The sequence below is a fragment of the Herbidospora daliensis genome, assembly GCF_001570585.1.
Lineage (GTDB): Bacteria > Actinomycetota > Actinomycetes > Streptosporangiales > Streptosporangiaceae > Herbidospora > Herbidospora daliensis.
Window position 1 is genome coordinate 215136 of the sequence record NZ_BBXF01000009.1, and the last position, 26934, is coordinate 242069.

The 26934-nt window shown below is 70.8% G+C and carries 23 protein-coding genes; 12 read left to right on the top strand and 11 right to left on the bottom strand.

Going from position 1 to position 26934, the window contains the following annotated elements:
- Positions 1-3 precede the first annotated feature (3 nt).
- Entirely contained in the window at positions 4-4626 is a 4623-nt protein-coding gene (locus AW274_RS34865; RefSeq protein ID WP_062442005.1) for an ATP-dependent helicase, read from the bottom strand.
- 99 nt (positions 4627-4725) lie between these two features.
- Between AW274_RS34865 and AW274_RS34870 the strand changes: the two genes are divergently transcribed.
- The 3 genes from AW274_RS34870 to AW274_RS34880 are packed head-to-tail and all read left to right on the top strand — an operon-like array spanning position 4726 to position 5715.
- On the top strand, positions 4726-5214 hold the full coding sequence (locus AW274_RS34870; protein WP_062340692.1) for a VOC family protein: 489 nt from the start codon (positions 4726-4728) through the stop codon (positions 5212-5214).
- A gap of 31 nt (positions 5215-5245) precedes the next feature.
- Positions 5246-5440: a DUF3046 domain-containing protein gene (locus AW274_RS34875; RefSeq protein ID WP_030450812.1), complete on the top strand. Its 195-nt coding sequence runs from the start codon at positions 5246-5248 to the stop codon at positions 5438-5440.
- A gap of 11 nt (positions 5441-5451) precedes the next feature.
- Positions 5452-5715, top strand: a complete 264-nt coding sequence (locus AW274_RS34880) for a hypothetical protein (RefSeq protein WP_062442010.1) — start codon at positions 5452-5454, stop codon at positions 5713-5715.
- Between the two features lie 7 nt (positions 5716-5722).
- Here the strand turns inward: AW274_RS34880 and AW274_RS34885 are convergent, their stop codons facing one another.
- Positions 5723-6475 (bottom strand): SDR family NAD(P)-dependent oxidoreductase, encoded by a 753-nt coding sequence (locus AW274_RS34885; RefSeq protein WP_062442013.1) that lies wholly within the window; start codon positions 6473-6475, stop codon positions 5723-5725.
- A gap of 64 nt (positions 6476-6539) precedes the next feature.
- Positions 6540-6803: a hypothetical protein gene (locus AW274_RS34890; RefSeq protein ID WP_062442016.1), complete on the bottom strand. Its 264-nt coding sequence runs from the start codon at positions 6801-6803 to the stop codon at positions 6540-6542.
- 285 nt (positions 6804-7088) lie between these two features.
- On the opposite strand from AW274_RS34890, the gene recA reads away from it, so the two are divergent.
- The 5 genes from recA to cqsA all read left to right on the top strand — a co-directional run bounded on the left by recA (position 7089) and on the right by cqsA (position 14657).
- Positions 7089-8186, top strand: a complete 1098-nt coding sequence (gene recA / locus AW274_RS34895; RefSeq protein WP_062340688.1) for a recombinase RecA — start codon at positions 7089-7091, stop codon at positions 8184-8186.
- An 899-nt stretch (positions 8187-9085) separates the two neighbouring features.
- Positions 9086-10291 carry a recombination regulator RecX gene (gene recX, locus AW274_RS43100; RefSeq protein WP_369408690.1) on the top strand — a complete coding sequence of 402 codons (1206 nt, stop codon included), beginning with the start codon at positions 9086-9088 and terminating at the stop codon, positions 10289-10291.
- 449 nt (positions 10292-10740) lie between these two features.
- Positions 10741-12381 (top strand): ribonuclease Y, encoded by a 1641-nt coding sequence (rny, locus tag AW274_RS34905; protein WP_062442020.1) that lies wholly within the window; start codon positions 10741-10743, stop codon positions 12379-12381.
- A 199-nt stretch (positions 12382-12580) separates the two neighbouring features.
- Positions 12581-13381: an alpha/beta fold hydrolase gene (locus tag AW274_RS34910; protein ID WP_198169552.1), complete on the top strand. Its 801-nt coding sequence runs from the start codon at positions 12581-12583 to the stop codon at positions 13379-13381.
- A gap of 142 nt (positions 13382-13523) precedes the next feature.
- Positions 13524-14657, top strand: a complete 1134-nt coding sequence (gene cqsA, locus AW274_RS40865) for an alpha-hydroxyketone-type quorum-sensing autoinducer synthase (RefSeq protein WP_062442027.1) — start codon at positions 13524-13526, stop codon at positions 14655-14657.
- A 10-nt stretch (positions 14658-14667) separates the two neighbouring features.
- Here the strand turns inward: cqsA and AW274_RS40870 are convergent, their stop codons facing one another.
- From AW274_RS40870 to AW274_RS34945, 6 genes are read right to left on the bottom strand one after another with little or no spacing between them, the layout of a single operon-like run.
- Positions 14668-16479, bottom strand: coding sequence for a S9 family peptidase (locus AW274_RS40870; protein ID WP_062442031.1), 1812 nt, complete (start codon positions 16477-16479; stop codon positions 14668-14670).
- 41 nt (positions 16480-16520) lie between these two features.
- Complete coding sequence (locus AW274_RS34925; protein WP_062340682.1) at positions 16521-17255, bottom strand: type 2 periplasmic-binding domain-containing protein; 735 nt, start codon at positions 17253-17255, stop codon at positions 16521-16523.
- Positions 17256-17308: 53 nt separating this feature from the next.
- Positions 17309-18163, bottom strand: coding sequence for an amino acid ABC transporter permease (locus AW274_RS34930; protein ID WP_062442035.1), 855 nt, complete (start codon positions 18161-18163; stop codon positions 17309-17311).
- Complete coding sequence (locus AW274_RS34935) at positions 18160-18828, bottom strand: amino acid ABC transporter permease (RefSeq protein ID WP_062442038.1); 669 nt, start codon at positions 18826-18828, stop codon at positions 18160-18162. Before AW274_RS34935 ends, AW274_RS34930 begins: the two co-directional genes overlap by 4 nt.
- A gap of 59 nt (positions 18829-18887) precedes the next feature.
- Positions 18888-19697: a glutamate ABC transporter substrate-binding protein gene (locus AW274_RS34940; protein WP_062442043.1), complete on the bottom strand. Its 810-nt coding sequence runs from the start codon at positions 19695-19697 to the stop codon at positions 18888-18890.
- A gap of 11 nt (positions 19698-19708) precedes the next feature.
- The gene (locus AW274_RS34945) at positions 19709-20464 is read right to left on the bottom strand and encodes an amino acid ABC transporter ATP-binding protein (RefSeq protein WP_062442047.1); all 756 of its coding nucleotides are present in this window, start codon (positions 20462-20464) and stop codon (positions 19709-19711) included.
- Between the two features lie 150 nt (positions 20465-20614).
- Here AW274_RS34945 and AW274_RS34950 point away from each other — a divergent pair, with 150 nt between their 5' ends.
- Positions 20615-21244 (top strand): hypothetical protein, encoded by a 630-nt coding sequence (locus tag AW274_RS34950; protein WP_062442051.1) that lies wholly within the window; start codon positions 20615-20617, stop codon positions 21242-21244.
- On the opposite strand, the gene AW274_RS34955 is transcribed toward AW274_RS34950, so the two are convergent.
- Both AW274_RS34955 and AW274_RS34960 read right to left on the bottom strand, forming a co-directional pair.
- Positions 21216-21851: a response regulator transcription factor gene (locus AW274_RS34955; protein WP_083975346.1), complete on the bottom strand. Its 636-nt coding sequence runs from the start codon at positions 21849-21851 to the stop codon at positions 21216-21218. The genes AW274_RS34950 and AW274_RS34955 overlap by 29 nt on opposite strands.
- Positions 21852-23753 (bottom strand): sensor histidine kinase, encoded by a 1902-nt coding sequence (locus AW274_RS34960; protein ID WP_083975349.1) that lies wholly within the window; start codon positions 23751-23753, stop codon positions 21852-21854.
- A 104-nt stretch (positions 23754-23857) separates the two neighbouring features.
- Between AW274_RS34960 and miaB the strand changes: the two genes are divergently transcribed.
- The 3 genes from miaB (at position 23858) to AW274_RS34975 (ending at position 26780) form a co-directional block, all read left to right on the top strand.
- The gene (gene miaB, locus AW274_RS34965; protein WP_062442057.1) at positions 23858-25333 is read left to right on the top strand and encodes a tRNA (N6-isopentenyl adenosine(37)-C2)-methylthiotransferase MiaB; all 1476 of its coding nucleotides are present in this window, start codon (positions 23858-23860) and stop codon (positions 25331-25333) included.
- A gap of 260 nt (positions 25334-25593) precedes the next feature.
- Positions 25594-26202, top strand: coding sequence for a CAP domain-containing protein (locus AW274_RS34970; protein WP_232320632.1), 609 nt, complete (start codon positions 25594-25596; stop codon positions 26200-26202).
- A gap of 92 nt (positions 26203-26294) precedes the next feature.
- Complete coding sequence (locus AW274_RS34975; protein ID WP_062442063.1) at positions 26295-26780, top strand: hypothetical protein; 486 nt, start codon at positions 26295-26297, stop codon at positions 26778-26780.
- Positions 26781-26934 lie beyond the last annotated feature (154 nt).

The following is a 26934-nucleotide window of genomic DNA, read 5'->3' on the forward strand; positions in this document are numbered from 1 at the left end:
CGATCACCCCCGTATCCTCAGCCCTCGCGGGGTCGGGTGGAAACCCGCCGCTTCCAGCGCCGCCGCCAGGGGTGAGTCGTTGATCGCCGTGCCGTCGGCCCGCTCGACGGTGAGCCGCCCCAGTGCTCCTTCCCGTACGGCTCCCGCCAACGCCCCCACCGCCACGGTCAGATGGTCGTCCTCCCCGAACGACAGCAGCGTCTTGCCGCCCCGTTCGACGTAGAGCACCAGCTTCCCGGCCACCGTCACCACCAGCGCCCCGGCCTTGCGCCCCGGACGGTGCCCGGCGTCGCCGCCCCGGTCGGGCCACGGCAGCGCCGCACCGAAGGGGTTGGCCGGATCGGCCGCCGCCATCACCGTCGCCTTGGGCGCTTCGCGTTCGGCCTCCTGGGGACGCCAGACCGTCCACGGATCGACGTAGTCACCCTCGGCCGGAGCCGGAGCGGGGGTCTCCTTGCGGTCGGACGCCCGCAGCCGGTCGACCGCTCCCGGCAGCGCGAACTGCGCCCCGCCCAGCCCTTCGACGAAGTAGCCCCGGCGGCACCGCCCGCTCTCCTCGAACGCCCGCAGCACCTGGTAGACGGCCGCGAACCCGCCCGGCAGCCGCTCGGCGGTCACCCCGCCGCGCGTCACCACGCCGTGGCGTTCGAGCAGCATCTCGGCCTGCGCCTGGGCCCGCAGGGTCACCTCGCCCGACGGCTCGGGCAGCAGCCACCACCGCCCGCCGACCGTCGGCGGCCCCGACCGCGTCGGCAGCACGGCGCGGCGACGCCGTGACGGCGACGCCGGACGATGGGCCGGTTTGCCGGTCCCGAGCGTGGCGCGCAGCGGGGCGAGGGTGTCGCCGGTCACCCGCCCCGACCAGACCAGATCCCACAACGCCGCCGCCAGCGTGGCGTCGTCGGGCAGGCCGTCGTGGACCACCCGGTTGGACAGGTCGCGGAAGAACAGCGCCCCGCCGCCCGCGAGCACGTCGAGCACGGCCTCGTGGACCGGCGTCATGGTGATCTCGGCCGGCGCGGGCATCAGCAGCGGCGCGGTGTCGGCGAAGAAGAGCGACACCCACCCGTCGCCGCCGGGCAGCGCCCCCTGCCCCACCCAGAGCAGCTCGCCCGACGAGGTCAGTTCGTCGAGCAGCGACGGCGAGTATCCGGGCACCCGCCCGGGCAGCACGAGCGTCTCCAGCGCCGACGCCGGAACCGCCGCCCCCTGGAGCCGTTCGACCGCGGCGACCAGCGAATCCATCGCGCGATGCGAGGAGGCCGAGCCCGGCCGGGCCCACGGATCGGGGGTGTCGGAGCGGCCCCTCGACCGCATGACGCGCCCGTCGCCGCCTGGCGGTTCGTACGCCGTGATGCCGTGCCAGCGCGGCAGGAACATCGCCAGCGCCTCGGGCGGCACCGGCTCGACCTCCTTGCGCAGCCGGGCCAGCGACCGCCGCCGCAGCAGCCGCAGCACCCCGGCGTCGCACCACTCCTCGCCCCGCCCGCCGGGCCGGAACTCGCCCGACACCACTCGCCCGGACGCCGCCAGCCGGGCCAGCCCGTCGGACACCACCGCGATCCCCACTCCGAACCGCGCGGCGGCGGTCGAGGCCGGGAACGGCCCGCGGGTGCGGGCGTGACGGGACAGCAGGTCGCCCAGCGGATCGGGCCGGGCGGACGTCTCGGGCGCGTCGAGGAACTCCAGCGGCACCCCCACCGGCAGCGGCGCGCCCAGCGCGTCGCGCAGCCGCCAGGCGTCTTCGACCGCCGCCCACTGCGTCACCCCCGCGACCCGCACCTGGATCGCCCGCCGCGACCGCTCCAGCTCGGTCAGCCAGCCGGGATCGCCCTCGCGGATGGCCACGTCTTCGGTGAGCAGCGGCCCGTGGGAGCGGAGCAGGTCGGCCAGGTCTTCGAGGTCGCGCAGCGGCCGGTCGAGCCGGGCCAGCTCGCGCTCGGTCTCGGCGATCACGTCGGGGTCGAGGAGTTCGCGCAGGTCGGCCTGGCCGAGCAGCTCGGCCAGGAGAGAGGTGTCGAGCGCGAGAGCCTGGGCCCGGCGTTCGGCGAGGGGGGCGTCGCCCTCGTACATGAACTCGCCGATGTAGTTGAACAGCAGCGACGCCGCGAACGGCGACGCCTGCCGGGTCTCCACCTCGACCACCCGGATCCGCCGCGCCGAGATGTCGCGCATCAGCTGCACCAGGCCGGGCACGTCGAACACGTCCTGCAGGCACTCGCGCATCGTCTCGAGCACGACCGGGAACCCGGCGTACTTGGCCGCCACGCCCAGCAGCGACGCCGACCGCTGCCGCTGCTGCCACAGGGGGCTGCGCCGCCCGGGGGTGCGGCGCGGGAGCAGCAGCGACCGCCCGGCGCACTCGCGGAACCGGGCCGCGAACAGCGCGGAGCCGCCGAGTTCCTCGGTGACGATCTGCTCGATCTCCTCGGGGTCGAACGCCGCGACGTCGCTCGGCGCCTCGTCGAGGGTGTCGGGCACACGCAGGATGATCCCGTCGTCGGAGTGGACGGCCTGGACGTCGACCCCGTAGCGCTCGCGCAGCCGCCGCCCGATGGCCAGCGCCCAGGGCGCGTGCACCCGGGCCCCGAACGGCGAGTGGATGATCACCCGCCAGTCGCCCAGTTCGTCGTGGAACCGCTCGACCAGCAGGGTGCGGTCGTCGGGCACGTAGCCGGTCGACTCCCGCTGTTCGGCGAGATAGCCGATGAGGTTCCCGGTCGCGAACTCGTCGAGCCCGGCCGCGCGGACCCGCTCGGCGGCCGCCGGACCGGCCCCGGCCAGCTCCCGGACGAACGCGCCGATCGCCCGCCCCAGCTCGGCCGGGCGCCCCTGCGGGTCGCCCTTCCAGAACGGCAGCTTCCCCGGCAGGCCGGGGGCGGGGGAGACGAGCACCCGGTCGGCCGTGATGTCCTCGATCCGCCACGAGGTGGCGCCGAGGACGAAGACGTCGCCGACGCGGGACTCGTACACCATCTCCTCGTCGAGCTCCCCGACCCGGGACGCCTTCTCCCCGACGAGGAACACGCCGAACAGGCCCCGGTCGGGGATGGTGCCGCCGTTGGTGACGGCGAGCCGCTGCGCCCCGGGACGGCCGCGCAGGGTGCCGGTCACCCGGTCCCACACCAGGCGGGGCCGCAACTCGGCGAACTCCTCGCTCGGGTAGCGTCCGGCCAGCATGTCGAGGGTGGCCTCCAGCGCCGAGCGCGGCAGCGTGGCGTAGGGCGCGGCGCGGCGGATCACGGTCTCGAGCTCGTCGACGGTCCACTCGTCGAGCGCGGTCATCGCGACGATCTGCTGCGCCAGCACGTCGAGCGCGTTGCGCGGGTAGCGCATCTCCTCGATCTGGCCGCTCTTCATGCGCTCGGCCACCACGGCGGTCTGCACCAGGTCGCCCCGGTATTTCGGGAAGATCACCCCACGGGAGACGGCCCCCACCTGGTGCCCGGCCCGCCCGACCCGCTGCAGCCCGCTGGCCACGCTCGGCGGCGCCTCGACGCACGCCACCAGGTCGACCGCCCCCATGTCGATGCCCAGCTCCAGACTGGACGTCGCCACGACCGCCGGCAGCCGCCCCGACTTGAGCGCCTCCTCGATCTGCGACCGCTCCTCCTTCGACACCGACCCGTGATGGGCCCGCACGACCTCGGGGATCGCCCCCTTGGACGCCCCGGCCTGGGCCATCATCTCGGCCGGTACCCCCGAGGGCATCGGCTCGGACGTGCCTCTCTCATATGCGAGCTCGTTGAGGCGGCTGCACAGACGCTCCGACAGCCGCCGTGAGTTGGCGAAGACGATCGTCGACCGGTGGGCCTCGATCAGATCGAGCAGGTGCTCTTCCACGTGGGGCCAGATGCTGCGCCGGTTGGGCTCGTTGTCGTCACGCGAGGTGATCTCGGCCATGTCTTCGACCGGCACGACCACGTCGATCTCGATCTGCTTCTCGGACGGCGGCTGCACCACCTTGGCCGGCCGCGCGCCCCCGAGGAAGGCCGCCACCTCGGAGACCGGCCGCACGGTCGCCGACAACCCGATCCGCTGCGCGGGCCTTTCGAGCAGCGCGTCGAGCCGTTCGAGGCTGAGCGCCAGATGTGCCCCCCGCTTGGTGCCCGCCACCGCGTGGACCTCGTCGACGATCACCGTCTCGACCCCGCGCAGCGCCTCGCGCGCCTGCGAGGTGAGCAGCAGGAACAGCGACTCGGGCGTGGTGATCAGGATGTCGGACGGCTTGGACGCGAACCGCCGCCGATCCTCCGCCGGGGTGTCGCCCGACCGGATCGCCACCGAGATCTCGGGCACGGTCACCCCTGTGCGCCGCGCCGTCTGCCGCACGCCGGTCAGCGGCGCCCGCAGGTTGCGTTCGACGTCGACCGCCAGCGCCTTGAGCGGTGAGACGTAGATGACGCGGCACTTCTTCTCGGGGTCGCCGCGGGTGGCCAGCCGGTCGATCGACCACAGGAACGCCGCCAGGGTCTTGCCGGAGCCGGTCGGGGCCACCACCAGCGTGTTGTCGCCGTCGGCGATGGAGTTCCAGGCGCCTTCCTGGGCGGCGGTCGGTTCGGCGAAGGCGCCGGTGAACCACTCGCGCGTCACCGCTCCGAACCTGCTCAGCGCGCCTTTCACCATGTCCCTCCACCTCCTCCGCACATCATGCCTCCGGCGACCGACAGTTCTCGCCGGGTCTGATGTGGTTCATCTGCGGTCAAAGCGACAATCATGAGAACCATGGACATCGACTACGAGGCCATCGAAGCCACCCGTGCCTCCATAAAAGAACGTCATCTGAACGAGCGCCGCCCCCCGAGCAGTGCGCGCGGCCTCCACCACTTCGCCCTGCTGTCGTCGAATGTCGAACGCACGATCGAATTCTACCAGGACCTTCTGGAGTTCCCGCTCACCGAGATCTTCGAGAACCGCGACTACAGGGGCTCCAACCACTTCTTCTTCGACATCGGCAACGGCAACCTGCTGGCCTTCTTCGACTTCCCCGGCCTCGACCTCGGCCCCTACAAAGAGGTGCTCGGCGGCCTCCACCACATCGCCATCTCCGTCGACCCCGTCGTGTGGGAGCGCCTGCGCGGGAAGCTGGAGGCCGCCGGAGTGCCGTACATCATGGAGAGCGGCGCCTCCATCTACTTCAGCGACCCCGACGGCGCCCGCCTGGAACTCCTCGCCGATCCCCTCGGTGAGATGTACGGCTCCCGCGTGCTCTGACCACCCCCGACATCCGGCCATACTGGGGGCCATGCGACTCACGGAATTCTGGAACCGCATGTCCCGCCATTTCGGCGAGACGTACGCCGAGTCCTGGGCGAAGGACTACGTGATCGCAGGACTCGGCGGCCGGACCGTCGAACAGGCCCTGGCCGACGGCTTCGCCGCCAAGCAGGTCTGGCAGGCGGTCTGCCAGGTCGTCGACGTCGACCCCCGCCTCCGCTGACCAGGAGAGACATGACCCCCCTCACGGCAGACGAGAAGCGCCGCGCCGAGGCGAACTTCGTCCCGATGGTCGCCGAGCACCTGACCGCCAGCGGCCGGTTCCGGATCAGCGCCGACACCCCCGACCTGGTGGAGATGTTCCAGAACGTCGCCCATTCGGTCGGCGAACTGCTGGGCCGTCGCGTGGTCGGCTATGCCAACGGCAGATACATGGTGATCACGTTCGCCGAGGCCGGGAGCCTCGTCGTCGCGGAGCCGCGCCCGCTGGAGGACTGAGCCGGCTTCAGACGATGAGCCCGCCGGTCGCCCTCAGGTTCTGCCCGGTGATCCACTGTGAGTCGGGCCCGGCCAGGAACGCCACCACGTTGGCGATGTCGGCCGGTTCGCCCAGCCGCCGCAGGGCGGTCTTGGCGGTGACCCCGTCGAACGTCTCGTCGGCGCTCGCCCCCGACGACTCGCGCATCAGCTCGGTGTCGGTCACCCCGGGCGAGACCGCGTTGACGGTGATCCCGCGCGCGCCCAGCTCCCGGGCGGCCACGGCGGTCAGCAGCTCCAGCGCCGCCTTGCTGGCCAGATAGAGCGACAGCCCCTCGGCGGGCGCACGGGTGCCGAACGAGGAGATGTTCACGATCCGCCCGCCCGCGCGCAGAATGCGGGACGCCGCCTGGATCGCCAGGAAAGGGCCCTTCGCGTTCACGCCCATCACCCGGTCGAAGTCGTCGGCGGTGGCGTCGATGATGCGCCTGATCGGGTTGATCGCCGCGTTGTTGACGAGGATGTCGAGGGCGCCGAGCCGGCGTACCGTCTGCTCGAAAAGCAGTTTCACGTCGTCGGGGCAGCCCATGTCGGCCCGCACGGCGTGCGCGGTGCCGCCGAACCTGGCCACCTGCGCGACGACCTCCTCGGCCGCCGAACGGTTTTCGTTGAAGCTGAAGACCACATGGGCGCCTTCACGGGCCAGTTTCTGTACGACGGCCCGCCCGATCCCCCGCGATCCACCCGTCACCAGAGCCGCTTTCGCCTCCAGTGCGCCCATGTGTCGTCTCCTCACCGCTGGGGCCCAACGGATCAGCGTGCCACACATTTGTGGAGAAGGGGTGTCAAGCGGCCTGAGAGAGCAGTTTCTCCAGGGTGTCGGCGGCGACGTCGGGATCGGCGGCCTCTGCCTGGCCGTCGGGCGACCAGAGGAACAGCCACCCCCCGGCCGACTGGGTGGCGAAGACGATCGTCTGCCGGTTGGTCCGGGGATGCCAGATCCACAACACGGGCTCGCCCCCGCCGAGCATCCGGCCCTGGAGCCCCCGGCCCGGAAGCCGTTCGGCGAGCGCTTCGAGGAGAGTACGGCGTTCGTTTTCGGTCGACACGGCGCCGCCTTCTCACTCGCGGTCTGGTCTGGCTGATTCGCCCGTCTCCTCCAGGATCGCCGCAGGTCAACGGCATGGCAACACCCTGATCACAATGCCCGCGAATGTGACCTTCCGGATGGGTTCCCTTTCCCGAAACGATGGGCCGTTCGAGGTGTGATCGAACAGCCGTTCGGCTATATTTGTGGCTGCCGCCCTGGAGGCAGCGTCTCCAGAAAATGTCAGTGGCACCCCATAGCGTTCCGTTGACCGGAACAACCCACGACCCTCACAGGGGGCACCCCAATGGCAGTGAACGACCGCGACAAGGCCCTCGAGACCGCCCTCGCCCAGATCGAGCGGCAGTTCGGCAAGGGCTCCGTCATGCGCCTCGGCGAAGACGCACGCGCCCCCGTCGAGGTCATCCCGACGGGTGCGATCGCCCTCGACGTCGCCCTGGGCATCGGCGGCTTCCCCCGCGGCCGGATCGTCGAGGTCTACGGCCCCGAGTCCTCCGGTAAGACCACCGTCGCCCTCCACGCGGTGGCCAACGCCCAGCGCCAGGGCGGCATCGCCGCCTTCATCGACGCCGAGCACGCGCTCGACCCCGAATACGCCAAGAAGCTCGGCGTCGACGTCGACGCCCTCCTGGTCTCCCAGCCCGACACGGGCGAGCAGGCCCTGGAGATCGCCGACATGCTGATCCGCTCCGGCGCGATCGACATCATCGTCATCGACTCGGTCGCGGCCCTGGTGCCGAAGGCCGAAATCGAGGGCGAGATGGGCGACAGCCACGTGGGTCTCCAGGCCCGCCTGATGTCCCAGGCCCTCCGCAAGGTCGCCGGCGCGCTCAACAACACCGGCACCACCGCGATCTTCATCAACCAGCTCCGCGAGAAGATCGGCGTCATGTTCGGCTCGCCCGAGACCACGACCGGTGGCAAGGCGCTGAAGTTCTACGCCTCGGTCCGCCTCGACGTCCGCCGCATCGAGACCCTGAAAGACGGCACCGAGCCGGTCGGCAACCGCACCCGCGTGAAGGTCGTCAAGAACAAGATGGCCCCGCCCTTCCGCACGGCCGACTTCGACATCCTCTACGGCTTCGGCATCAGCCGCGAGGGCGGCCTTATCGACATGGGCGTGGAGCACGGCTTCGTCCGCAAGGCCGGCGCCTGGTACACCTACGAGGGCGACCAGCTCGGCCAGGGCAAGGAGAACGCCCGCAACTTCCTGAAGAACCACCCCGACATCGCCAACGAGATCGAGAAGAAGATCAAGGAGAAGCTCGGCGTCGGCCCCCGCCTCGACGCCGCTCCCGAGGCCCCCGCGGTCCCCGTCGCGGCCCCCGCCCCGACCGGCCGCGGCTCGAAGGCGTCGGCCACCCCCAAGCCGGGTGACGTCTGACCGATCCGGTGCACCCCTGGAACGACGACGACCGCGGCCGCCCCGGCTGGCCGTACGACGACGACCGATGGTCCGACGAGCGCGACTCCGACCCCCCGGGATGGGGCTTCCCGGATTCGCGCTCGGAATGGACCACGGGCGGCTCGACCTGGTCCGAGATCGACCCGGAGACGGTCCGAGACGGCGGCGGCACATGGCCCGGCGCCGCTCCGGGCGGGCTGAGCGGTGACGCGCCTGACGACTGGTTCTCCGGCTGGCGACGCGAGCCGTCCGCTGACGGTGAGCGGTCGCCTGAGCGTGACGCCCGAGAGGGCGCCGGCTCGGCTTCCGACGACGGCGAACCGGAGAGCCCCACTGGGGAGTCCGGCCGCAGTCGGCCGCGCAAGGGCCGGTCTTCCGCGCGGGGGCGATCCCGCCTGCCTGCGGAGGGGGACGACCAGGAGGCACGGTCGTCATGGGGTGATCGGCGGGGGCACCTCAGCCGGCCACCCGAGGATGATGCGCAATCAGATGAGGGCCCGCCCGGATGGGATCTTGAAGGTGAGCCATCCGGCAGCAGCCTGCGCCGGCGATCCGGCCTGCGGCCTGGCAGTGATGAGCACGAAGACGTAACCCCGCCTTCGTCGGATGGCCGATGGAGCCGCCGTAGCCGTAGGTCCGAGGAGGGTTCACCGGGGCTCGCAGATGATCGGGGTAGGTCTCTTCGCGATCGGTATGACGGTGACGACGGCTCACTGGAACTGTCAGATGGCCGGAACAGGCGTCATGGCGGTCGGTCTGCTCGTGATGAGCAGGAAAGCGTGACCCCGTCCCCTTCAGATGATCAACTGGAGAGTCTCGGTCGGTCGTCAGGTAGTGAGGCCGGTGGGAACGCCGACTCGGTTCTCGGTGAAGACGCGGTGGAGGACTTCGCGCGGTCTTCCGGCCAGGGCGACCATGGGCGATGGCCTACTCCGGTTTCGGACGGTGATGAGCCATGGCCTGGGGTCTCGCACTCCCATCGTGAAGAAGACCAGCCCCCGCCTCTCGGCCAACCGTCTGACGATGACGAGGCGAGGTCCTCTGGCCTGCCTATCACCAGTGACGGCCGGGAACCTCTTGGTGGCTCGCCTGGTGATGAGGGGCTAGGGGGAGGGTCGTCTGAGGCGTCTTCTGGTGCCGATGGTCGGGGCAAGGCGGGCCAGGCTCTCGACGGGCCGGATCACGCGGATCGATTCCCTGGTGATGATGGGGGCGACGGAGCGACAGGGTCTTCGAACCGCCAGGCAGCAGCCGATGATCGCCCGAATCCCCTGGACTGGGGTGGTCGGCCTGATGAGGAGCCCTCTGGTCGCGGCGGACGCGGGCGTAGATCAAAGACCGGCAGAGCAGGCCGGCGTACTTCGCGTCGTGACGACCCATTTGACGGCGACCCCGCCGATGGTGATGGGCTGTTCGACAGCGGCAGCGGCTTCCGTGATGCCTCTGACAGTCGCACCTCTGGGAATCGTGCCTCCGGAAACCGCAGCTCAAGCAGTCGCGGCTCCAAGAGCGGTGGCTTCGGGGACGGTGACTCCGGTGGTCGGTCGAAGCGGCGCAATCCCTTCTCCGCGGAGCAGAGTTCCGATCCCGAAGCCCGGGCCCGAGGCATCTGTCTCCGCCTTCTGACCCTCGCCCCCCGCACCCGTGCCCAACTCGCCGAAGCCCTCCTGAAGCGGGAGATCCCGGCTGAAGTCGCCGACCGTGTCCTTGAACGCTTCTCCGAAGTCGGACTGATCGACGATCAGGCGTTCGCCGCCATGTGGGTGAGTTCGCGTCACCACGGCCGGGGGCTCGCGCGCCGGGCGTTGGCGCAGGAGTTGCGGCATCGCGGGGTCGAGGAGGAGATGGTCAAGGAGGCCGTCGAGCAGCTCGATCCCGAGGAGGAGGTCGAGACGGCGCGGCGGCTCGTGGCGCGGAAGCTGGGCTCGACCAGGGGCGCCGATCCGCGTGCCCGGACCCGCAAGCTGGTGGGCATGCTGGCGCGTAAGGGGTATCCGGCGGGGCTGGCTTTCCGGATCGTCAGGGAGGCTCTGGAGGCCGAGGGGGAGGAGGCGTCCGGGGAGGACGAGGGCTACCTGGAGTGACGACGAGTCGTCCGGTTTCGGGGGTCCGCGTGTCTTGACGCCGAGTATGACCGGCCCCGTGCTCAAATGATCCTGATCGCATTTCTTGGGTGCATCTGGGGCCTCGCCGTGACGCCGTCTTCGTGGCATCGGGGGCGCATCGCCCATGACGTACAGAAATGGATCAAACCCGGTCTGTCATCGGGTGCCCCGTCCGGCTCGTCCGGAAACCGGGAAATGATGATCGAGAAAAACTCGCCACCTGCCGCGTCTTTGCTTGCTCGTTACCCGAATGACGCTTAACCTCGACCGCAGTGAGGAGTTACTCCGCGCAGCGCGGATTGCCATAACGGTGAACCACGGCCCCGATCGTTTCGGGGTACGAATATATGCCCTGGTGGTGCCACCAGGTCTCTTCGTGCTGTGCTGGTGACCCCTTGTCGGCTTGACGCTAGAAGGGGTGGGTGCGCATGGACATGACGATCGTGATCGTGCTGGCAGTGGCGGTGCTGCTGCTTGCCTTCGCGGCGATTGCGGCCCTCCTGATCATTTTGCTCCGTCGTACCGCCCCGAAAGAGCTCGGTCCGAGTCAGGAGCAGCTTGACCAGATCCGCCTGGAGCTCAGCGAGAGCCTCCGGGAGAAGGAACTGGAGAGGGCGCGCGAAGAGGCCGCGGAGATCCGCGACAAGGCCGAGAACGACGCCGGGGAGATCATCCGCAAGTCCGAGGCGCTCGTCGAAGGGGCGGCGTCGATGCGGCGGGAGGTCGAGGAGGAGTCGCGCGTCCTGAAGAACGAGCTCAAGGAGCTGCGCGCCGACCTCGAACGGCGGGAGAGCCGGCTGGCCGAGCGGGAGCGGCGGCTCGACGAGGAGGGGCGGGCGCACGTCGAGCGGGCCGGGAGGCTGGCCGAGAGCGAGACCGACCTGGCCGGTCGCCGGGCCGAGCTCGACAAGATGGGGGAGCAGCGGCGGGAGATCCTCGAACGGCTGGCGGGGCTGACCGCCGACCAGGCCAAGGGCGAGCTCGTCAAGGACATCGAGAACCAGGCGAAGCGCGAGGCGGCGCTGATCGTGCGCGAGATCGAGAGCGACGCGCGCAAGGAGGGCGAGAAGCGGGCCTGCAAGATCGTGACGCTGGCGGTGCAGCGGGTCGCGACCGAGCAGACGGCCGAGTCGGTCGTGAGCGTGCTGCATCTGCCCGGCGACGAGATGAAGGGGCGCATCATCGGGCGCGAGGGCCGCAACATCCGGGCCTTCGAGTCGACGACCGGCGTGAACCTGATCATCGACGACACGCCCGAGGCGGTGCTGCTGTCGTGTTTCGATCCGGTGCGCCGCGAGACCGCCCGGCTGACGCTCGAGAAGCTGGTCCTCGACGGGCGCATCCATCCGCAGCGCATCGAGGAGGCCTACGAGCGCAGCCGCGCCGAGGTCCGCGACCTGTGCGTGCGGGCCGGTGAAGACGCGCTCGTCGAGCTCGGCATCACCGAGATGCACCCCGAGCTGATCACCCTGCTGGGCCAGCTGCGTTACCGCACCTCCTACGGCCAGAACGTGCTCAAGCACCTCATCGAGTCGGCCCACATCGCCGGGATCATGGCCTCCGAGCTGCGGCTCGACCGCGACCTCGTCAAGCGCTGCGCGCTGCTCCACGACATCGGCAAGGCCCTCACCCACGAGGTCGAGGGCAGCCACGCCCTCATCGGCGCCGAGATCGCCCGCCGCTACGGCGAGCACGACGACGTCGTCCACGCCATCGAGGCCCACCACAACGAGGTCGAGGTGCGTACCGTCGAAGCGGTTCTCACCCAGGCCGCCGACGCGATCAGCGGCAGCCGCCCGGGGGCGCGCCGGGAGAGCCTGGAAGCCTACGTGAAGCGCCTGGAGCGATTGGAGGAGATCGCCCAGGGCCACGAGGGCGTCGAGAAGGTCTTCGCCATGCAGGCGGGCCGCGAGATCCGCGTCATGGTCCGCCCCGACAACGTCGACGACATCCAGGCCCAGGTCATCGCCCGCGACGTCGCCAAGCAGGTCGAGGAGGAACTGACCTACCCGGGCCAGATCCGCATCACGGTGGTCCGCGAGTCCCGGGCGACGGAGTTCGCCCGCTGACCGTGGGCGGGGGAGCCGCTCGCCGTCGTGGGCAATCGCCGCTTTTCGAGATTCGTTACGGCTTCGCCCACCCATTCACCCCACGTGCCACGTGACCGGCTCCCGAGATCGCGGGCAAGGACTACGAACATCACATGATTCGCCGGCCACGTGGTCCGGCTGACGATGAGCGGGTCGTCGACGACTCCGAGGAGCAATGATGTCCCGCTTACTGAAATCACTCATGGCCGCCTTCCTGCTGGCCGGTCTCACCGTCGCCACTCCTGCGCAGGCCGGGAGCACGCCCAAGCCGAAGCCGAAGCCCACCGTCGTGCTGGTCCACGGCGCCTTCGCCGACTCCAGCGGCTGGAACGACGTGGCGGGGCGGCTGATCGCCAAGGGGTATCCGGTGGCCGCGTTCTCCAACCCGCTGCGGGGGCCGCTGTCCGACGGTGAGTACCTGCGGAAGTTCCTGGCGACGGTCGAGGGGCCGGTCGTGCTCGTCGGGCACTCCTACGGCGGGGCCGTCATCTCCAACGCCGCCACCGGGAACGCGAACGTGAAGTCGCTGGTGTTCGTGGCCGCCTACGCGCTCAACGAGGGCGAGAGCGTGTCGGACGCGAACCACCTCGACGGCGGCGAGACCGAGGTCACCAACCACCTGAAGACCAAGCCGTTCCCGGGCGCGCAGGGCCAGGACGCGGACGCGTACATCGACCCGGCGCACTTCCACCGTCTGTTCGCGCAGGACCTGCCGCGTTCGACGGCCGCGGTCATGGCCGCCACCCAGCGGCCCGGCGCGCTGGCGGCGCTGGTGACGCCGTCGGGGCCGGCGGCGTGGAAGACGATCCCGAGCTACTTCGTGGTCGCCAAGCAGGACAACATCATCCCGACCGTGGCGGAGCGGGCGATGGCCAAGCGCGCCAAGGGCGTCATCGTCGAGGTCAACAGCTCGCACGTGCCGATGATGAGCCACCCCGACCTGGTGACCTCGCTGATCGTGAAGGCCGCCTCGCGCTGACGTCCAGGAGCAGTGAAGGGCCCGCCCGCCAGGCGGGCCTTCCGCGTTCTTGACCCGTTCCGGGTGGCGTTCGATACCCGGCGCCTTGTATCACTCTGAGTTGTTGAAAGACCACTTTCCGGCTCAGAGAAAGCTTGGTGCGATGACCTTGTCCTCCCAGCCCGCCACCGCTCGTGTCCGGGCCCGGGTCGAGCGGTTCCACCAGGAGAGGGTCGGGGGGGAGTGGGGCGGCCGGGACCTGCTGTCGGGGCGGCCGCCCGGCCCCGGCGACGTCGTGGTCGACAAGAATGACTACCTGGCGCTGGCCGGTGACGAGCGGGTCGCCAAGCAGATGGCCGACTGCCTGCTCGACGGGGGCGGGCCGCCGCAGCACGTCCTGGAGCGGGATCTCGCCGACTACATGCACGCCACCGCCGGGGTGTTGTGCCAGTCGGGCTGGGACGCGAACCTGGGCCTGCTCCAGGCGGTCTCCGACGTGCACACGCCGGTGTACGTCGACCAGCTCGCCCACATGTCCCTGGCGGCCGGGGCGAGGCTGGCGGGCGCGCCGGTCCACGCGTTCCGGCACAACGACCTGGCGCATCTCGAACGGCGGATCGTGCGCAACGGCCCCGGCGTGGTCGCGGTCGACGCCCTCTACAGCACCAACGGGAGCAGCTGCCCGCTGGCGGAGATCTGCGACCTGGTCGAGCAGAGCGGCTGCGTGCTCGTGGTCGACGAGTCGCACTCTCTCGGTACGACCGGCCCGCTGGGCGCCGGCCTGGTCGTCGCGCTGGGCCTGACCGACCGCGTGCACTTCCGGATCGCGAGCCTGTCGAAGGCGTTCGCCGGGCGGGCCGGGTTCGTCACGGCCGCCGACCCGGCGTTCGTGCCGTACTTCCGGCTGGAGTCCTTCCCGGCCGTGTTCTCCTCGGCGCTGCTGCCGCATGAGCTGGCGGGGCTGGCGGCGACCCTGGAGGCGGTGCGCACCGACGAGTGGCGGCGCGACCGGCTCCACCAGGTGTCGGAGTGGGTGCGCGACGAGGTCGCGGCGCTCGGCTTCGACCTGGAGGGTTCGGTGAGCCAGATCGTGGCCCTCCAGACCGGCACGGAGTGGGCCACCATCGAGGTCCGGGAGCTGCTGGAGGAGCACGGCGTGTTCGGCTCGGTGTTCGCCCCGCCCGCGACGCCCCGCAACCGGGCGCTGATCAGGTTGTCGCTGCACGCCGGGCTGCGCGACGACGACGTCGACCGGATCGTGGCCGCGTGCGAGGCGGTGCGGGACCGCTGGAGCTGATCTCCCCGCGTCAGCCGAAGATCTGCAGGTAGAACGACAGCTCGGCGGCGAGGGCGGCGGTCTTGGTCTCCAGCCTGCGGAACCCGTGCCCCTCGCCCTCGAACGCCAGATAGGTGCAGGAGACGCCCCGGGCGGTCAGCGCCGCCATGAAGGTCTCGGCCTGCGACGGCGGCACGACCGGGTCGTTCTGGCCCTGCAGCAGCAGGATCGGGCAGTCGATGCCGCCGACCCGCGCCAGCGGTTCGCGGCGCGGCCCGTCGGCGCCGGCCAGCCAGTCGGCGTACTGCGACTCGAAGTCGTGGGTGGCCTCCAGGAGCGGGCCGAGCGAGGTGACCCCGGCGATCGAGACGCCGCCGGCGAACACGTCGGAGGCGGCGCAGGCGGCGAGCACCGTCCAGCCGCCGGCGCTGCCGCCGCGGATCGCGATGCGCGCGGGGTCGGCGTGGCCCGAGAAGGCGAGCCACTCGGCGGCGGCGACCACGTCGTCGACGTCGACGACGCCCCACTGGCCGCGCAGCTTCTCGCGGTAGGCGCGCCCGTAGCCGGTCGAGCCGCCGTAGTTCACGTCGAGCACGCCGATGCCGCGCGTGGTGAAGAACGCCCGCGCCAGGCTCAGCTCGGTCGTCACGTGGCCGGTCGGGCCGCCGTGGGCGAACACCACGAACGGCGACGGGCCGGTCGCGTCGATGGGGGCGTAGAGGTAGGCGGGCACCCGGTGGTCGATCATCACCTCCGACGGCCGCGGGAGGTAGGCGACGTCGGGGAGTTCGGCGATGTCGCGCCGCAGGCCCTCGACGCGGCCGGTCACGGTGTCGACGCGGACGACCGAGCGGGGCACGTCCCAGCCGTAGCCGAGGCCGACCAGCATCCGGCCGTCGGCCGACAGCTCGGGATAGAAGCCGTCGTAGGGCACGTCGAGGTCGGTCAGCACGCCCGACTCGACGTCGAGCACGCCCAGCCGCAGGTTGCCCTGCCCGTGCAGCACGCCCAGCCGGTCGGCGCCCAGCATCACGAACGGCCGGCCGCCGAGTTGCCACAACGGGCCGGCGAACTCCTCCTCGGCCGGGTAGAGCGCGCGGGGCGAGGTGCCGAACATGCCGATCTGGTAGATGTTCCACCAGCCCGACCAGTCGGACACCAGGTAGAGGGTGCGGTCGTCCTTCCAGGCCGGCGCGAGCACCGACTCGGCCGGGCCGCCCTTGACCGTCCACGACGAGCCGTCGTCGATCCGGGTGATGCGCAGCTCGGTGCCCACCCACGGCATGCGGGGGTGGTTCCAGCAGACGTACGCCACGTGCTCCCCGTCGGGCGAGACGGTCGGGAAGGCGTAGAAGTCGGAGCCCGACGCGATCACCGAGACCGACCCGTCGAGCGAGACGGCCACGACGGCGCGTTCGACCTTGCCGTCGTCGTGGTGGCGTTCCTGGACGCCGAAGATCCGCCCGCCCGCCCACGACAGGTCGGCGTAGCGGCACTCGCCCTCGTCGGTGATCGCCCGCGGGGTGCCGTCGGAGATCAGGTAGAGCCGCTGGTCGGAGTGTTCGGCGAAGACGACGCCGAGTTCCGGGATGACGAGATGCGACCGTCCGCCGTATTCGTGCACCCGCGTGCGGGCGTCCCAGGGCGCGGGCAGGATCTCGCGCCGCCGCCCGTCGGCGGCACGGTGGACGACGGTCCGGCGGCCGTTCTGGGCGGGCCGGTCCTCCTCCCACCACACCTCGTCGCCGATCACGGTCGGGAAGCCGAGGTTGAGGCCCGACCGGGCCACGTCGGCGGTGGATATGCGGGCGGCGTACGGCAACGGCGTGCGCTCGGGGAGCATGCACGGCATCCTGCCCGAACGCGGCTGACGATGTCGTGCGGTTAGCGCTTTTCCAGGGCCGGCGGCATCTCGTACTGGGTGGCGAGCTCGCCCAGGTAGTCGATCACGGCCCGGTGCCACGAACCGTCGTCGTACATCTGGCGCAGCGCGTCCTCGATGTCGTCGCGCCACGACTCGGTGCGTTCCGACAGGCCGATCCCGTAGCGTTCCTGCGCGAGGGGGCGTCCGACCAGCCGGAACCGGCCGGGGTACTGGGCCGACAGGCCGGCCAGCACGGGCGCGTCGGCGATGATCGCGTCGGTGCGCCGGTCGGCCAGCAGCGGCCCGCACGCGGCGGGCACGTTGGCCTCGGCGAGATGGGCGGCCCGCCAGGCGGGGCCGAACCGCCCGCTGAGGCCGAGGGTGTCGGCCCGGGTGCCGCACACCAGCCCGCCGGCCAAATCCTTCAGGGTCCGGTCGCGGTCGCGGGCCCTGACCAGGATGTCCTTGGCCGCGACCAGGTAGGGGCCGACGTACGGCTCGCGCGCCGGCCCCATGACGAGGTCGGCCGAGTCGAGGTCGGTGGTGTACCGGATCTGGTCTTTGCGATAACCGAGCTGCCGGGCCACGTAGTGGGCCACGGCGATGTCGAAACCGGACCACCCGCCGCCGGGCAGCATCTCGGCCAGGCCGGGCTGGCCCGCCCGGACGCCGATCAGGAGGCCGGTGCCCGAACAACCCGTGAGCCCGGCCGCGATCGAGAGGGCCGCGATACCCGCGGAGACGACACGCCACACCCGATCAGGATCAGATCTTGATCGCCGATCGCGGCGAAACGACACGTAAAGCCCTACCCAACGCCGACCGACTGGGGAGCCTCGATCGGCTTGATCGTGGTCTTGCGGCTGCGGCGGGAGCGGCGTTCCAGCCAGTTGGCGAGCAGTCCGACCAGGACGTTGATGATGATGTAGATGATCGCGACGACGATGACCGCCGGGATCAGGTTGCGGAAGTTGGCGGGCAGGATGCGGGCGCCCGCGTTCAGCAGGTCCTCGAACGCCACGATGAAGCCGAGCGCGGTGTCCTTGAGCAGCACGATGAGCTGGCTGACGATGGCCGGCATCATCGCGGTCACCGCCTGCGGCAGCAGGATCAGCCGCATGACCTGCCCCTTGCGCAGCCCGACGGCCAGCGCGGCCTCGGTCTGGCCGCGCGGCAGCGACTGGATGCCCGCCCGGACGATCTCCGCCAGCACCGACCCGTTGTAGAGCACCAGGCCGAACACCACGGCCGTGAACGAGGTCACCGTGAGGCCGAGCACGGCCGAGCCGCCGTACTGGGCGAAGAAGATCATGATGAGCAGCGGGATCGCGCGGAAGAACTCCACGACCGCGCCCGCGGGCACCCTGATCCACTTGTGCTCCGACAGGCGGGCGATGCCGAACACGAACCCGAACGGCACCGCGATCAGCGCCGCCACGGCCGCCGCGGAAAGGGTGTTGAGCAGGCCCGGGATGATCAGGTTCACCCACACGTCGCCCTGCAGGAACGGCTCCCACAGGGCCGCGTCGAACTGGCCCTTCTCGTCGAACTTCAGGTAGGCGAAGTAGAGCCCGGCCAGCAGTGCGGCGGCGAAGAGGAAGGTCAGGATCCGGTTGCGGAGGATGCCGCGGGGGCCCGGGGTGTCGTACAGGACGGTGCTCATCGGACCACCTTCAGCCGTCGGGACAGCCAGCCGAAGAACAGGCCGGTGGGGAGGGTGAGCACGAGGAAGGCCAGCGCGAACCCGAAGAAGATCGCGACCACCGAGTCCTGGTGCCGTTCGAACAGGGACTTCATCGTCAGCGACGCCTCGGCCACGCCGATCGCGGCGGCGACCGTGGTGTTCTTCGTCAGCGCGATCAGCAGGCTGCCCAGCGGCGCGATGATCGCCCGGAATGCCTGCGGCAGCACGACGAACCGCAGGTTCTGGACGAACGTGAGCCCGAGGGCCCGCGCCGCCTCGGCCTGCCCGACGGGCACGGTGTTGATGCCCGACCTGATCGCCTCGCAGACGAACGCGGCCGTGTACGCCGACAGCCCGATGATCGACAACCACAGGTAGTTGGTCGACAACGACTCGGAGAACGAGACGTCGAGCACCAGCCCGAGGCCGAGCCCGCAGAACACGATGACCAGGGTCAGCGGCGTGTTCCGCAGCGTGTTGACGTACGCCGTGGCCACCCCGCGCAGCACGGCGATCGGGCTGACCCGCATCGCCGCCAGGACGGTGCCCAGCACCAGCGCGGCCACGGCGCTGGCCAGCGTGAGCCGTACGGTCAGCCAGAACGCGCCCAGGATGACCGGGAACTCTTCGACGAGGGCACCCAACGCCCTACCTCCCCATGAGAAACGGCCCTCCCGGACGGGAGGGCCGGGAGCCGGTCAGATCAGTACTTCTCCAGGGCGGGCGGGTTGGCGAAGTTGGGCGCGAACTCGCCGAAGTTCGCCTCCACGGCCTTCTTCCACGAGCCGTCGGCGAACATCTTCTCGATCGCCGCGTTGACCTTGTCGCGGGTCTCCTTGTCGTCCTTCTTGAGGCCGACGCCGTACTTCTCCTCGGAGAAGACCTGGCCCACGAGGCGGAACTTGCCGGGGCTCTGCGCGGCGAAGCCCGCGAGGATGGTGGCGTCGGTGGAGATCGCGTCGACCTGGCCCTGCTCCAGCAGCGGCAGGCAGTTGCCGTAGCCCTGCTGCTCGGTCAGGTACTGGCCCTTCCACGCCTCGCCGAACTTCTCGACCAGGCGGGCGGGGGAGGTGGAGCCCTGGGCGCCGCAGACCTTCTTGGTCTGCAGGCTGTCCTGGCCGGTGATCGAGGTGTCGTCGGCGCGGGTCAGGATGTCCTGGCCGGTGATCAGGTAGGGGCCGGCGAAGGAGATGACCTCCTTGCGCTTGTCGGTGATCGAGTAGGTCGCCACCACCATGTCGACCTGGCCCTGCTGGATGAAGGGCTCGCGGTTGGCCGACACGGTCTCCTTCCACTCGATCTGCTCGGGGGTGTAGCCGAGCTCCTTGGCGATGTAGGCGGCGACGTCGACGTCGAAACCCTTCACCGAACCGTCGGTCTGCTTCAGACCCAGTCCGGGCTGGTCGAACTTCACGCCGATGACGAACTTGTCGTCGCCACCGCTGCACGCGGTCAAGGACGCCGCCAACGCGGCGGCGGTCATCAGGAGGGCACCAATTCGACGGACACGCATGACAGCCACCTTCAGTGTGTGAGGATCTTGCTGAGGAAATCGCGGGCACGGTCGGTGCCCGGATTCGTGAAGAATTCGTCGGGGGAGTTCTGCTCGACGACGGCGCCGTCGGCCATGAACACCACCCGGTTGGCGGCCCGGCGGGCGAAGCCCATCTCGTGGGTCACGACGAGCATGGTCATGCCGTCTCTGGCCAGCGAGATCATGACGTCGAGCACCTCCTGCACCATCTCGGGGTCGAGGGCGGAGGTGGGCTCGTCGAAGAGGATCATCTTCGGGTCCATGGCCAGGGCGCGGGCGATGGCCACCCGCTGCTGCTGGCCGCCGGAGAGCTGGGCGGGGTACTTCTCCGCCTGCGAGGCGATGCCGACCCGCTCCAGCAGCTCCATGCCGCGCTTCTCGGCCTGATCGCGCGCCATCTTGCGGACCCTGATCGGCCCCAGGGTGACGTTCTCGAGGATCGTCTTGTGGGCGAAGAGGTTGAACGACTGGAACACCATGCCGACCTCGGAGCGCAGCTGGGCCAGCGCGCGGCCCTCGACCGCCAGGCTCTTGCCGTCGAAGGTGATGGTGCCCGAGTCGATGGTCTCCAGCCGGTTGATCACCCGGCAGAGGGTCGACTTCCCGGCCCCCGACGGGCCGATGGCGACCACGACCTCGCCCCGAGCGATGTCGAGGTCGATGTCCTTCAGCACGTGTAGGGCGCCGAAGTGCTTGTTGACGTTCTCAAGTCTGACGAGAGAAGTCGATCCGACGGCTTCTGTCATGGGAGTCAACGTAAAGGGGGCTATATCTCCAAGTCAGCAGCGGAGTTATACCGATCACATCACGACTGTCCTGGTCATCCCGGCTGGTCGGGACATTTTTCCCGAGTCTGACTCATGAGGTTTGGGGCACCTCATCGGTTTGCTGAGGGCATGACCGATAACTACCGGCGCGTCGTCGCCGCGGGCGCGCTGGTCGCCTGGCCCGTCCTGCTCTTCGCCGCCTTCCTCACCTCGCCGCCCGGCGACGAGCACGACCCGGCCGTCTTCGCCTCGATGCCGGGCCAGGTGCAGGTCAGCGGCCTGCTCTTCCTGTACGCCACCCTCGCGATGATCCCCGCGTTCTTCGGCCTGGCCGCGCTCCTCCACCCGAGGGCCCCGGGCCTGGCGAACACGGGCCTGACCCTGGGCCTGTTCGGCGCGGCGGCGGCCTGCACCCTGTTCACCACCGACTTCTACGACCTGGCGCTGGCCCAGACCGTGCCCGCCGAGACGGCCAGGCAGGTCACGGCGGTGGCGAACGAGTTGCCCGGCTTCCTGTTCGGCATGTTGTTCCCCGGCTTCCTCACCCACGTGGGCACGCTGGTGCTGCTCGTCGGCCTGGCGGTGAAGAAGGCCGCCCCGTGGTGGGTGCCGGCGGCGATGGTGGCCGGCATCGTGGTGCCGTTCGTGGTGGCGGGCTCCTCGCCCGCCGTCCAGTCGATCGGGTCGCTGCTGGAACTCGCCGCGCTCGGCTACCTGGCCCGGAGCGTGCTCAGAAGCCCGATTCGCGTGCCCGCATGATCGCCTCGGCGCGGTCGGCGACGTGCAGCTTGGCGAAGATGCTCGACACGTGGTTGCGGACCGTCTTGCCGCTCAGCCCGAGCCGCTCGGCGATCACCGGATTGGTCAGGTGACTCGACATGAGGATCAGGATCTCCCGCTCCCGGGCGGTCAGCTCGGGGAAGCCCTGCTCGCGCCGGGCCAGGCCGGTGAAGTAGCCGGTCAGCCGCGACGCGATGGCCGGGCCGAAGATCGCCTCGCCGCCGTGCACGGCCACGATCGACCGCACCAGCTCGGCCTTCCTGGCCCCCTTCAGCACGTAGCCCCGGGCCCCGGCCCGCAGCGCGGCGAAGACCGAATCGTCGTCGTCGGCCATGCTCAGCACCAGCACCCGGATGTGGGGATGGTCGCGGACCAGCCGTTCGGTCGCGGCCACCCCGCCCATGCCGGGCATCGCCAGGTCCATCAGCACGACGTCGGGCTGCACCCCGCCGACGAGCGCCAGGGCCTGCTCGCCGGTGGACGCCTCGTCGGCGATCGCGATCTCGCGGACCGGCTTGAGCAGCGCCGACAGACCCGCCCGGAACGCGGGGTGGTCGTCGACGAGCAGGACGCGGATCTGGTCCATTCAGGCTCCCATCGGCAGCTGCGCGCGGACGGTGGTGCCGCGCGCAGTGATGACCGCGAAGGACCCGCCCAGTTCGACGGCCCGTTCGCGCAGAGAATTCAGGCCGATGCCCGGTGGGCCCTGAACCCCGCGGCCGTCGTCGACGACTTCGACCAGCAGGTTCTTCCAGGGCACGAGCCGGAGCGTGACGGTGCCGGCGCCGGAGTGGCGGCGGGCGTTGTTGATCGCCTCGACAGCGATATGGTATGCCGCCACCTCGGTGGCCGCCGACAATTCGGGCAGGTCGGCAGGCAGATCGAGACCGACCTGCGGCTCCCCGGGCAGCCCCGCCACATGGGCCCGCAGCGCCCCGAGAAGACCGAGGGTGTCGAGCGCGGGCGGGCGCAGCCCGTCGATGAGGGCCCGCACGTCGGCCGTGGCCGCCTGGGCCGCGCCGATCATCTCCTCCAGCAGATCCTGCGCTCTGGGGTCGTTGACCAGGTCCTGGACCGCCTCCGCCCGCATGGTCAGCGCGGCCAGCGTCGGCCCGAGCCCGTCGTGCAGGTCCCTGCGGAGCCGCCGCCGCTCCTCCTCGCGGGCCACCACCAGGCGCTCGCGCGAGGCCCGCAGGTCGGCGGCCAGCCGCTCGGCGTGCACGACCGAGCCCATCTGCCGGGCCAGGTCCCGCAGCAGCCGCAGGTCGCGGGCGCCGAACTCGCGCTGCCCCGGGCGCGGCGCGAGGGCCAGGTGCCCGACGAGCTCGTTCTGGTACGTCAGCGGCAGCCGCACCAGCCCCGGGTCCCCGGCCTGGCCGGGCAGCTCGACGGCGGCGTGGGGGAGCTTCAGCGCTTCGGCCACCGACGCGGCCGCCGCCTGGGCGTCCGGCCGGGTCTCCAGGCTGCGCCCCAGGTGGGCCAGGGCGGCGTAGGGGTCGTCGCGGCGGCCGTACATGAGCACGTTGACGGCGCGCTGGACGCGGGCCCGGAGCGGCGCGAAGACGAGGGCGACGACCGCGGCGGCGGCCACCGACTGGGGCAGGCCCCGGCTCTCGAAGACCGCGCCCAGATAGCCGACGACCGCGACGTAGCCGCCGGTCACGAACGCGGTGAGGACGGCGTAGACGAGCGTGCGGTTGATGACGAGCTCGACGTCGAACAGTCCGTGCCGCACGATCGCGATGCCGATGGCGGCCAGCACGAGGGTGATCGCGGCGGTCCCGGCGAGCTCCCAGAAGCCGCTGTCGAGCGGCCAGATCACGTTGGGCAGGTCGTCGGTCAGCCCGGCCGTCAGCCGGAGCACGACGACCACGCCGGCGACCGAGAGGGCGTAGACGAGCCACTGGACCTGGGCCCGCTCGATGCGCCGGGCCCGGCGGGCCAGGTCGGCGGCGCCGGCCACGAACAGCAGGGCCGCGACCACGGTGATCGCGGGCTCCACGAAGGCCGCGAGCCCGGCCAGGGCCTCGATCCCGAGGGGGTTGGGCAGCGCGACGCCGTAGCCGAGCTGCTGGTTGGCCCCCGGCGCGAAGGCGCAGGGCAGCGCGGCCAGCACCACGGCGGGCACGACCAGCCTCGGCGCGGGGAGGGGCCGGTCGGGGAAGCAGAAGGGGATCGCGGCCAGCGCCAGGTTGGCCGGCACCCAGAGGAAGTTCTGCGGCCAGGCCAGCAGGGTCAGCTCGGGCCGCCAGAGCGCGAGCTGGCCGCAGAAGTCGAGGGCCGTGAACGAGAGCCCGGCGGTCAGCAGCAGCCCGCCCACGGCGTTGCGGGGCCGGTGCGCCACGATGATCGTGCCGATCAGCACGCAGGCCGCCGCATAGATCAGATGGCTGAGCGCCACCGGCCCGAGCCCGTTGACCAGCCCGAGGACGAGCGCCACGGCCGCCGCCGCGAGCCCGCCCACGCCGACCGCCCACCTCACTGTCATCGCACGTCAGGATATAGACGGAGATGCCCGGACGACGGGGACAGTGTCCTGACAGTGTCCCGGGCTTTTTGGGCTCGCCGGAGCGCCTACGCTTGTCGATTGAGATGACTGCGACAGAGGAGAGCACCCGCACGTACGAAGTACGGACCTACGGGTGCCAGATGAACGTCCACGACTCCGAGCGCCTCTCCGGCCTGCTCGAAGACGCCGGCTACGTGCGCGCGCCCGAGGGCGCGGCCCCCGACGTGATGGTGTTCAACACCTGCGCCGTGCGCGAGAACGCCGACAACCGCCTCTACGGCAACCTCGGTCACCTGCGGCAGGCCGCCCGCGACGGCATGCAGATCGCCGTCGGCGGCTGCCTCGCCCAGAAGGACCAGGGCGAGATCGTGCGCCGCGCCCCGTGGGTCGACGTGGTCTTCGGCACCCACAACATCGGCTCCCTGCCGGTCCTCCTCGAACGCGCCCGCATCGAGCAGGAGTCGCAGGTCGAGCTGGAGGAGTCGCTGACGGTCTTCCCGTCGACCCTCCCGACCAAGCGCGAGTCGGCCTACGCCGCCTGGGTCGCCATCTCGGTGGGCTGCAACAACACCTGCACCTTCTGCATCGTGCCCGCCCTGCGCGGCAAGGAGAAGGACCGCCGTCCCGGCGACATCCTCGGCGAGATCCAGGCCCTGGTCGACCAGGGCGTCATGGAGGTCACCCTCCTCGGGCAGAACGTCAACACCTACGGCGTCGAGTTCGGCGACCGGCTCGCCTTCGGCAAGCTGCTGCGCGCCTGCGGCGACATCGACGGCCTGGAGCGGGTGCGCTTCACCTCGCCCCACCCCGCCGCCTTCACCGACGACGTGATCGCCGCCATGGCCGAGACCCCCAACGTGATGCACCAGCTGCACATGCCGCTCCAGTCGGGCTCCGACCGGATCCTCAAGGCGATGCGCCGCTCCTACCGGGCCGAGAAGTACCTCGGGATCATCTCCCGGGTGCGCGCCGCGATGCCCGACGCCGCCATCTCGACCGACATCATCGTCGGCTTCCCCGGCGAGACCGAAGACGACTTCCAGGCCACCCTCGACGTCGTGCGCGAGTCGCGGTTCGCCAACGCCTTCACCTTCCAGTACTCGATCCGCCCCGGCACCCCCGCCGCGACCATGCCCGACCAGGTGCCCAAAGAGGTCGTCCGCGAGCGGTACGACCGGCTCATCGAGGTCCAGGAGGAGATCGCCTGGGCCGAGAACAAGACCCAGACCGGGCGGGTCGTCGAGGTGCTCATCGCCGAGGGCGAGGGCCGCAAGGACGACGCGACCCGGCGCCTGTCGGGCCGCGCGCCCGACAACCGGCTGGTCCACGTGGCCTGGGCCGACGCCCGGCCCGGCGACGTCGTGACCGCCGAGGTGACCTACGCGGCCCCCCACCACCTGGTGGCCGACACGGTCGTCGGGGTGCGGCGCACCCGCTCGGGCGACGCGTGGGAGGCCCGGCAGGGGCGGCCCGCCGCCGCCAAGGGGGTCGATCTCGGCATGCCGACGATCGGGCGGCCGGCGCCGCTGCCGGTCGTCTCGGGATGTGAGGTCTCCTAGCCGTCGGGCGGCGCGCCGGGAGCGGCCGCTCGGCGCCGGATGCGGCGCTCGCCGGGGGCTGACGGTCGGGGCCAGGGTGGGCGGAGCCGTAACGGAAAGTCGGCCTTTGTCGCCTTCGGTGACACGATCCGAGATGTCGTGATTCTTTCGTGATTCGCGTGCGGCGAATTCGTTACTGGGAATAGTGTGGCACCCGTTCGCTGTGTGACACAGGAAGGTCCCGGATGCCCTCGTTCCGGCAGCGTGGCTGGCTTTTTCTGGTGCCCGCGCTCCTGACCGCCTGCGGGAGCGGGCAGACCGGGGCGTTCGACATGGCCAGCGAGCCTCCCGTGCCGGTCGACTCCTACACGGTGCCGAGCCCGGAGGCCACGCCCCGCCCGCCGAAGCAGAAGCCGACGGTCCGGGTGAAGACCAACAGACCCGCCCGCAAGACGACCAAGGAGCGCGCCGGGGCCGCCCCGGTCGCCGCCACCGCGCCGTCGAACCCGGCGAAGACCGCCGAAGACGAGGTGGTCCGGCTGACCAACGTCGCCCGCCGGGCCGAGGGTTGCGAGCCGCTGCGCATCGACGAACGGCTGCGCCGCGCGGCCCGGCTCCATTCGGCCGACATGGCCGCCCGCGACTACTTCAGCCACGACTCCCTCGACGGCCGCTCGCCGTGGGACCGCATCGAGGCGGCCGGCTACGACTACCCGGCGGCAGAGAACATCGCCCGAGGTCAGACCACTCCGAGGCAGGTCGTGCAGGCGTGGCTCGACAGCCCCGGCCACCGGGCCAACATCGTCAACTGCGACCTGGAGGCCATCGGCGTCGGCCTGAAGCTGGGGGTCGACGGGCCATGGTGGACGCAGGACTTCGGTTACCGCTGATTTGTGCCTATATCGGCATTTATGAGCCTAGATTTCGGCTTTGTGGCTAGGCTGCTGGGCACCCTCAACCCAAGCAGCCTGGAGTCACCCTCATGAACCGCTCCGCGCGAAAGGCGCCACGCGGCAACACCAAGACCATCGCGATCGTCGCCGGCGCGCTGGTCGCGGTCGTCGGCGGCGCCGGCATCGGCCTCGCCCTCAACGGCGACCCGACCTCTCCGGCCCCCGCCCCCGCGGCGACCTCGGCCGCACCTCCGGCGGCCGACTACGCCGACGACGCCGCCGACGTGAACACCCCCGAGGCGGAGTCGCCCCCCGACGACCTGGCGGCCGAAGACGGCGACGCGCCCGCGACCCAGGAGGACGTCCAGGACGACCCGCCCGTCGCCTCCGGCGACACCCCGGCCCAGGAGGAACAGGGCAGCGGCGGGAACAGCGGCCAGGACAGGCCCGCGGCCAAACCCACCAAGAAGCCCGCGACGAAGCCCACCCAGGCACCCCAGGACGACCCCGACGCCATCGACCGCGACGGCGACGCGGGCGCGGTCGAACCGGGCGGACCGATCGGCGGCTACTAAGCCGAAGCACCGAGCCATGGCGAGCCGGTAGAACCGGGCCGTGGAGAGCCGGTCGGCGGGTGTTCAGCTGGAGAACCGGGCCCGTGGCCAGTCGGCGAACCGGGCCATGGCGAGCCGGTAGACCGATATTGGGCCGGAGCGGCGGGCCTGACTG

What these genes read in the sequence shown, in the direction of transcription:
- AW274_RS34865 (WP_062442005.1), bottom strand. Translation starts at nt 4,626, where the DNA reads ATGGTGAAAGGCGCGCTGAGCAGGTTCGGAGCGGTGACGCGCGAGTGG.
- AW274_RS34870 (WP_062340692.1), top strand. Translation starts at nt 4,726, where the DNA reads ATGGACATCGACTACGAGGCCATCGAAGCCACCCGTGCCTCCATAAAA.
- AW274_RS34875 (WP_030450812.1), top strand. Translation starts at nt 5,246, where the DNA reads ATGCGACTCACGGAATTCTGGAACCGCATGTCCCGCCATTTCGGCGAG.
- AW274_RS34880 (WP_062442010.1), top strand. Translation starts at nt 5,452, where the DNA reads ATGACCCCCCTCACGGCAGACGAGAAGCGCCGCGCCGAGGCGAACTTC.
- AW274_RS34885 (WP_062442013.1), bottom strand. Translation starts at nt 6,475, where the DNA reads ATGGGCGCACTGGAGGCGAAAGCGGCTCTGGTGACGGGTGGATCGCGG.
- recA (WP_062340688.1), top strand. Translation starts at nt 7,089, where the DNA reads ATGGCAGTGAACGACCGCGACAAGGCCCTCGAGACCGCCCTCGCCCAG.
- rny (WP_062442020.1), top strand. Translation starts at nt 10,741, where the DNA reads ATGGACATGACGATCGTGATCGTGCTGGCAGTGGCGGTGCTGCTGCTT.
- AW274_RS34910 (WP_198169552.1), top strand. Translation starts at nt 12,581, where the DNA reads ATGTCCCGCTTACTGAAATCACTCATGGCCGCCTTCCTGCTGGCCGGT.
- cqsA (WP_062442027.1), top strand. Translation starts at nt 13,524, where the DNA reads ATGACCTTGTCCTCCCAGCCCGCCACCGCTCGTGTCCGGGCCCGGGTC.
- AW274_RS40870 (WP_062442031.1), bottom strand. Translation starts at nt 16,479, where the DNA reads ATGCTCCCCGAGCGCACGCCGTTGCCGTACGCCGCCCGCATATCCACC.
- AW274_RS34930 (WP_062442035.1), bottom strand. Translation starts at nt 18,163, where the DNA reads ATGAGCACCGTCCTGTACGACACCCCGGGCCCCCGCGGCATCCTCCGC.
- AW274_RS34940 (WP_062442043.1), bottom strand. Translation starts at nt 19,697, where the DNA reads ATGCGTGTCCGTCGAATTGGTGCCCTCCTGATGACCGCCGCCGCGTTG.
- AW274_RS34945 (WP_062442047.1), bottom strand. Translation starts at nt 20,464, where the DNA reads ATGACAGAAGCCGTCGGATCGACTTCTCTCGTCAGACTTGAGAACGTC.
- AW274_RS34950 (WP_062442051.1), top strand. Translation starts at nt 20,615, where the DNA reads ATGACCGATAACTACCGGCGCGTCGTCGCCGCGGGCGCGCTGGTCGCC.
- AW274_RS34955 (WP_083975346.1), bottom strand. Translation starts at nt 21,851, where the DNA reads ATGGACCAGATCCGCGTCCTGCTCGTCGACGACCACCCCGCGTTCCGG.
- AW274_RS34960 (WP_083975349.1), bottom strand. Translation starts at nt 23,753, where the DNA reads ATGACAGTGAGGTGGGCGGTCGGCGTGGGCGGGCTCGCGGCGGCGGCC.
- miaB (WP_062442057.1), top strand. Translation starts at nt 23,858, where the DNA reads ATGACTGCGACAGAGGAGAGCACCCGCACGTACGAAGTACGGACCTAC.
- AW274_RS34975 (WP_062442063.1), top strand. Translation starts at nt 26,295, where the DNA reads ATGAACCGCTCCGCGCGAAAGGCGCCACGCGGCAACACCAAGACCATC.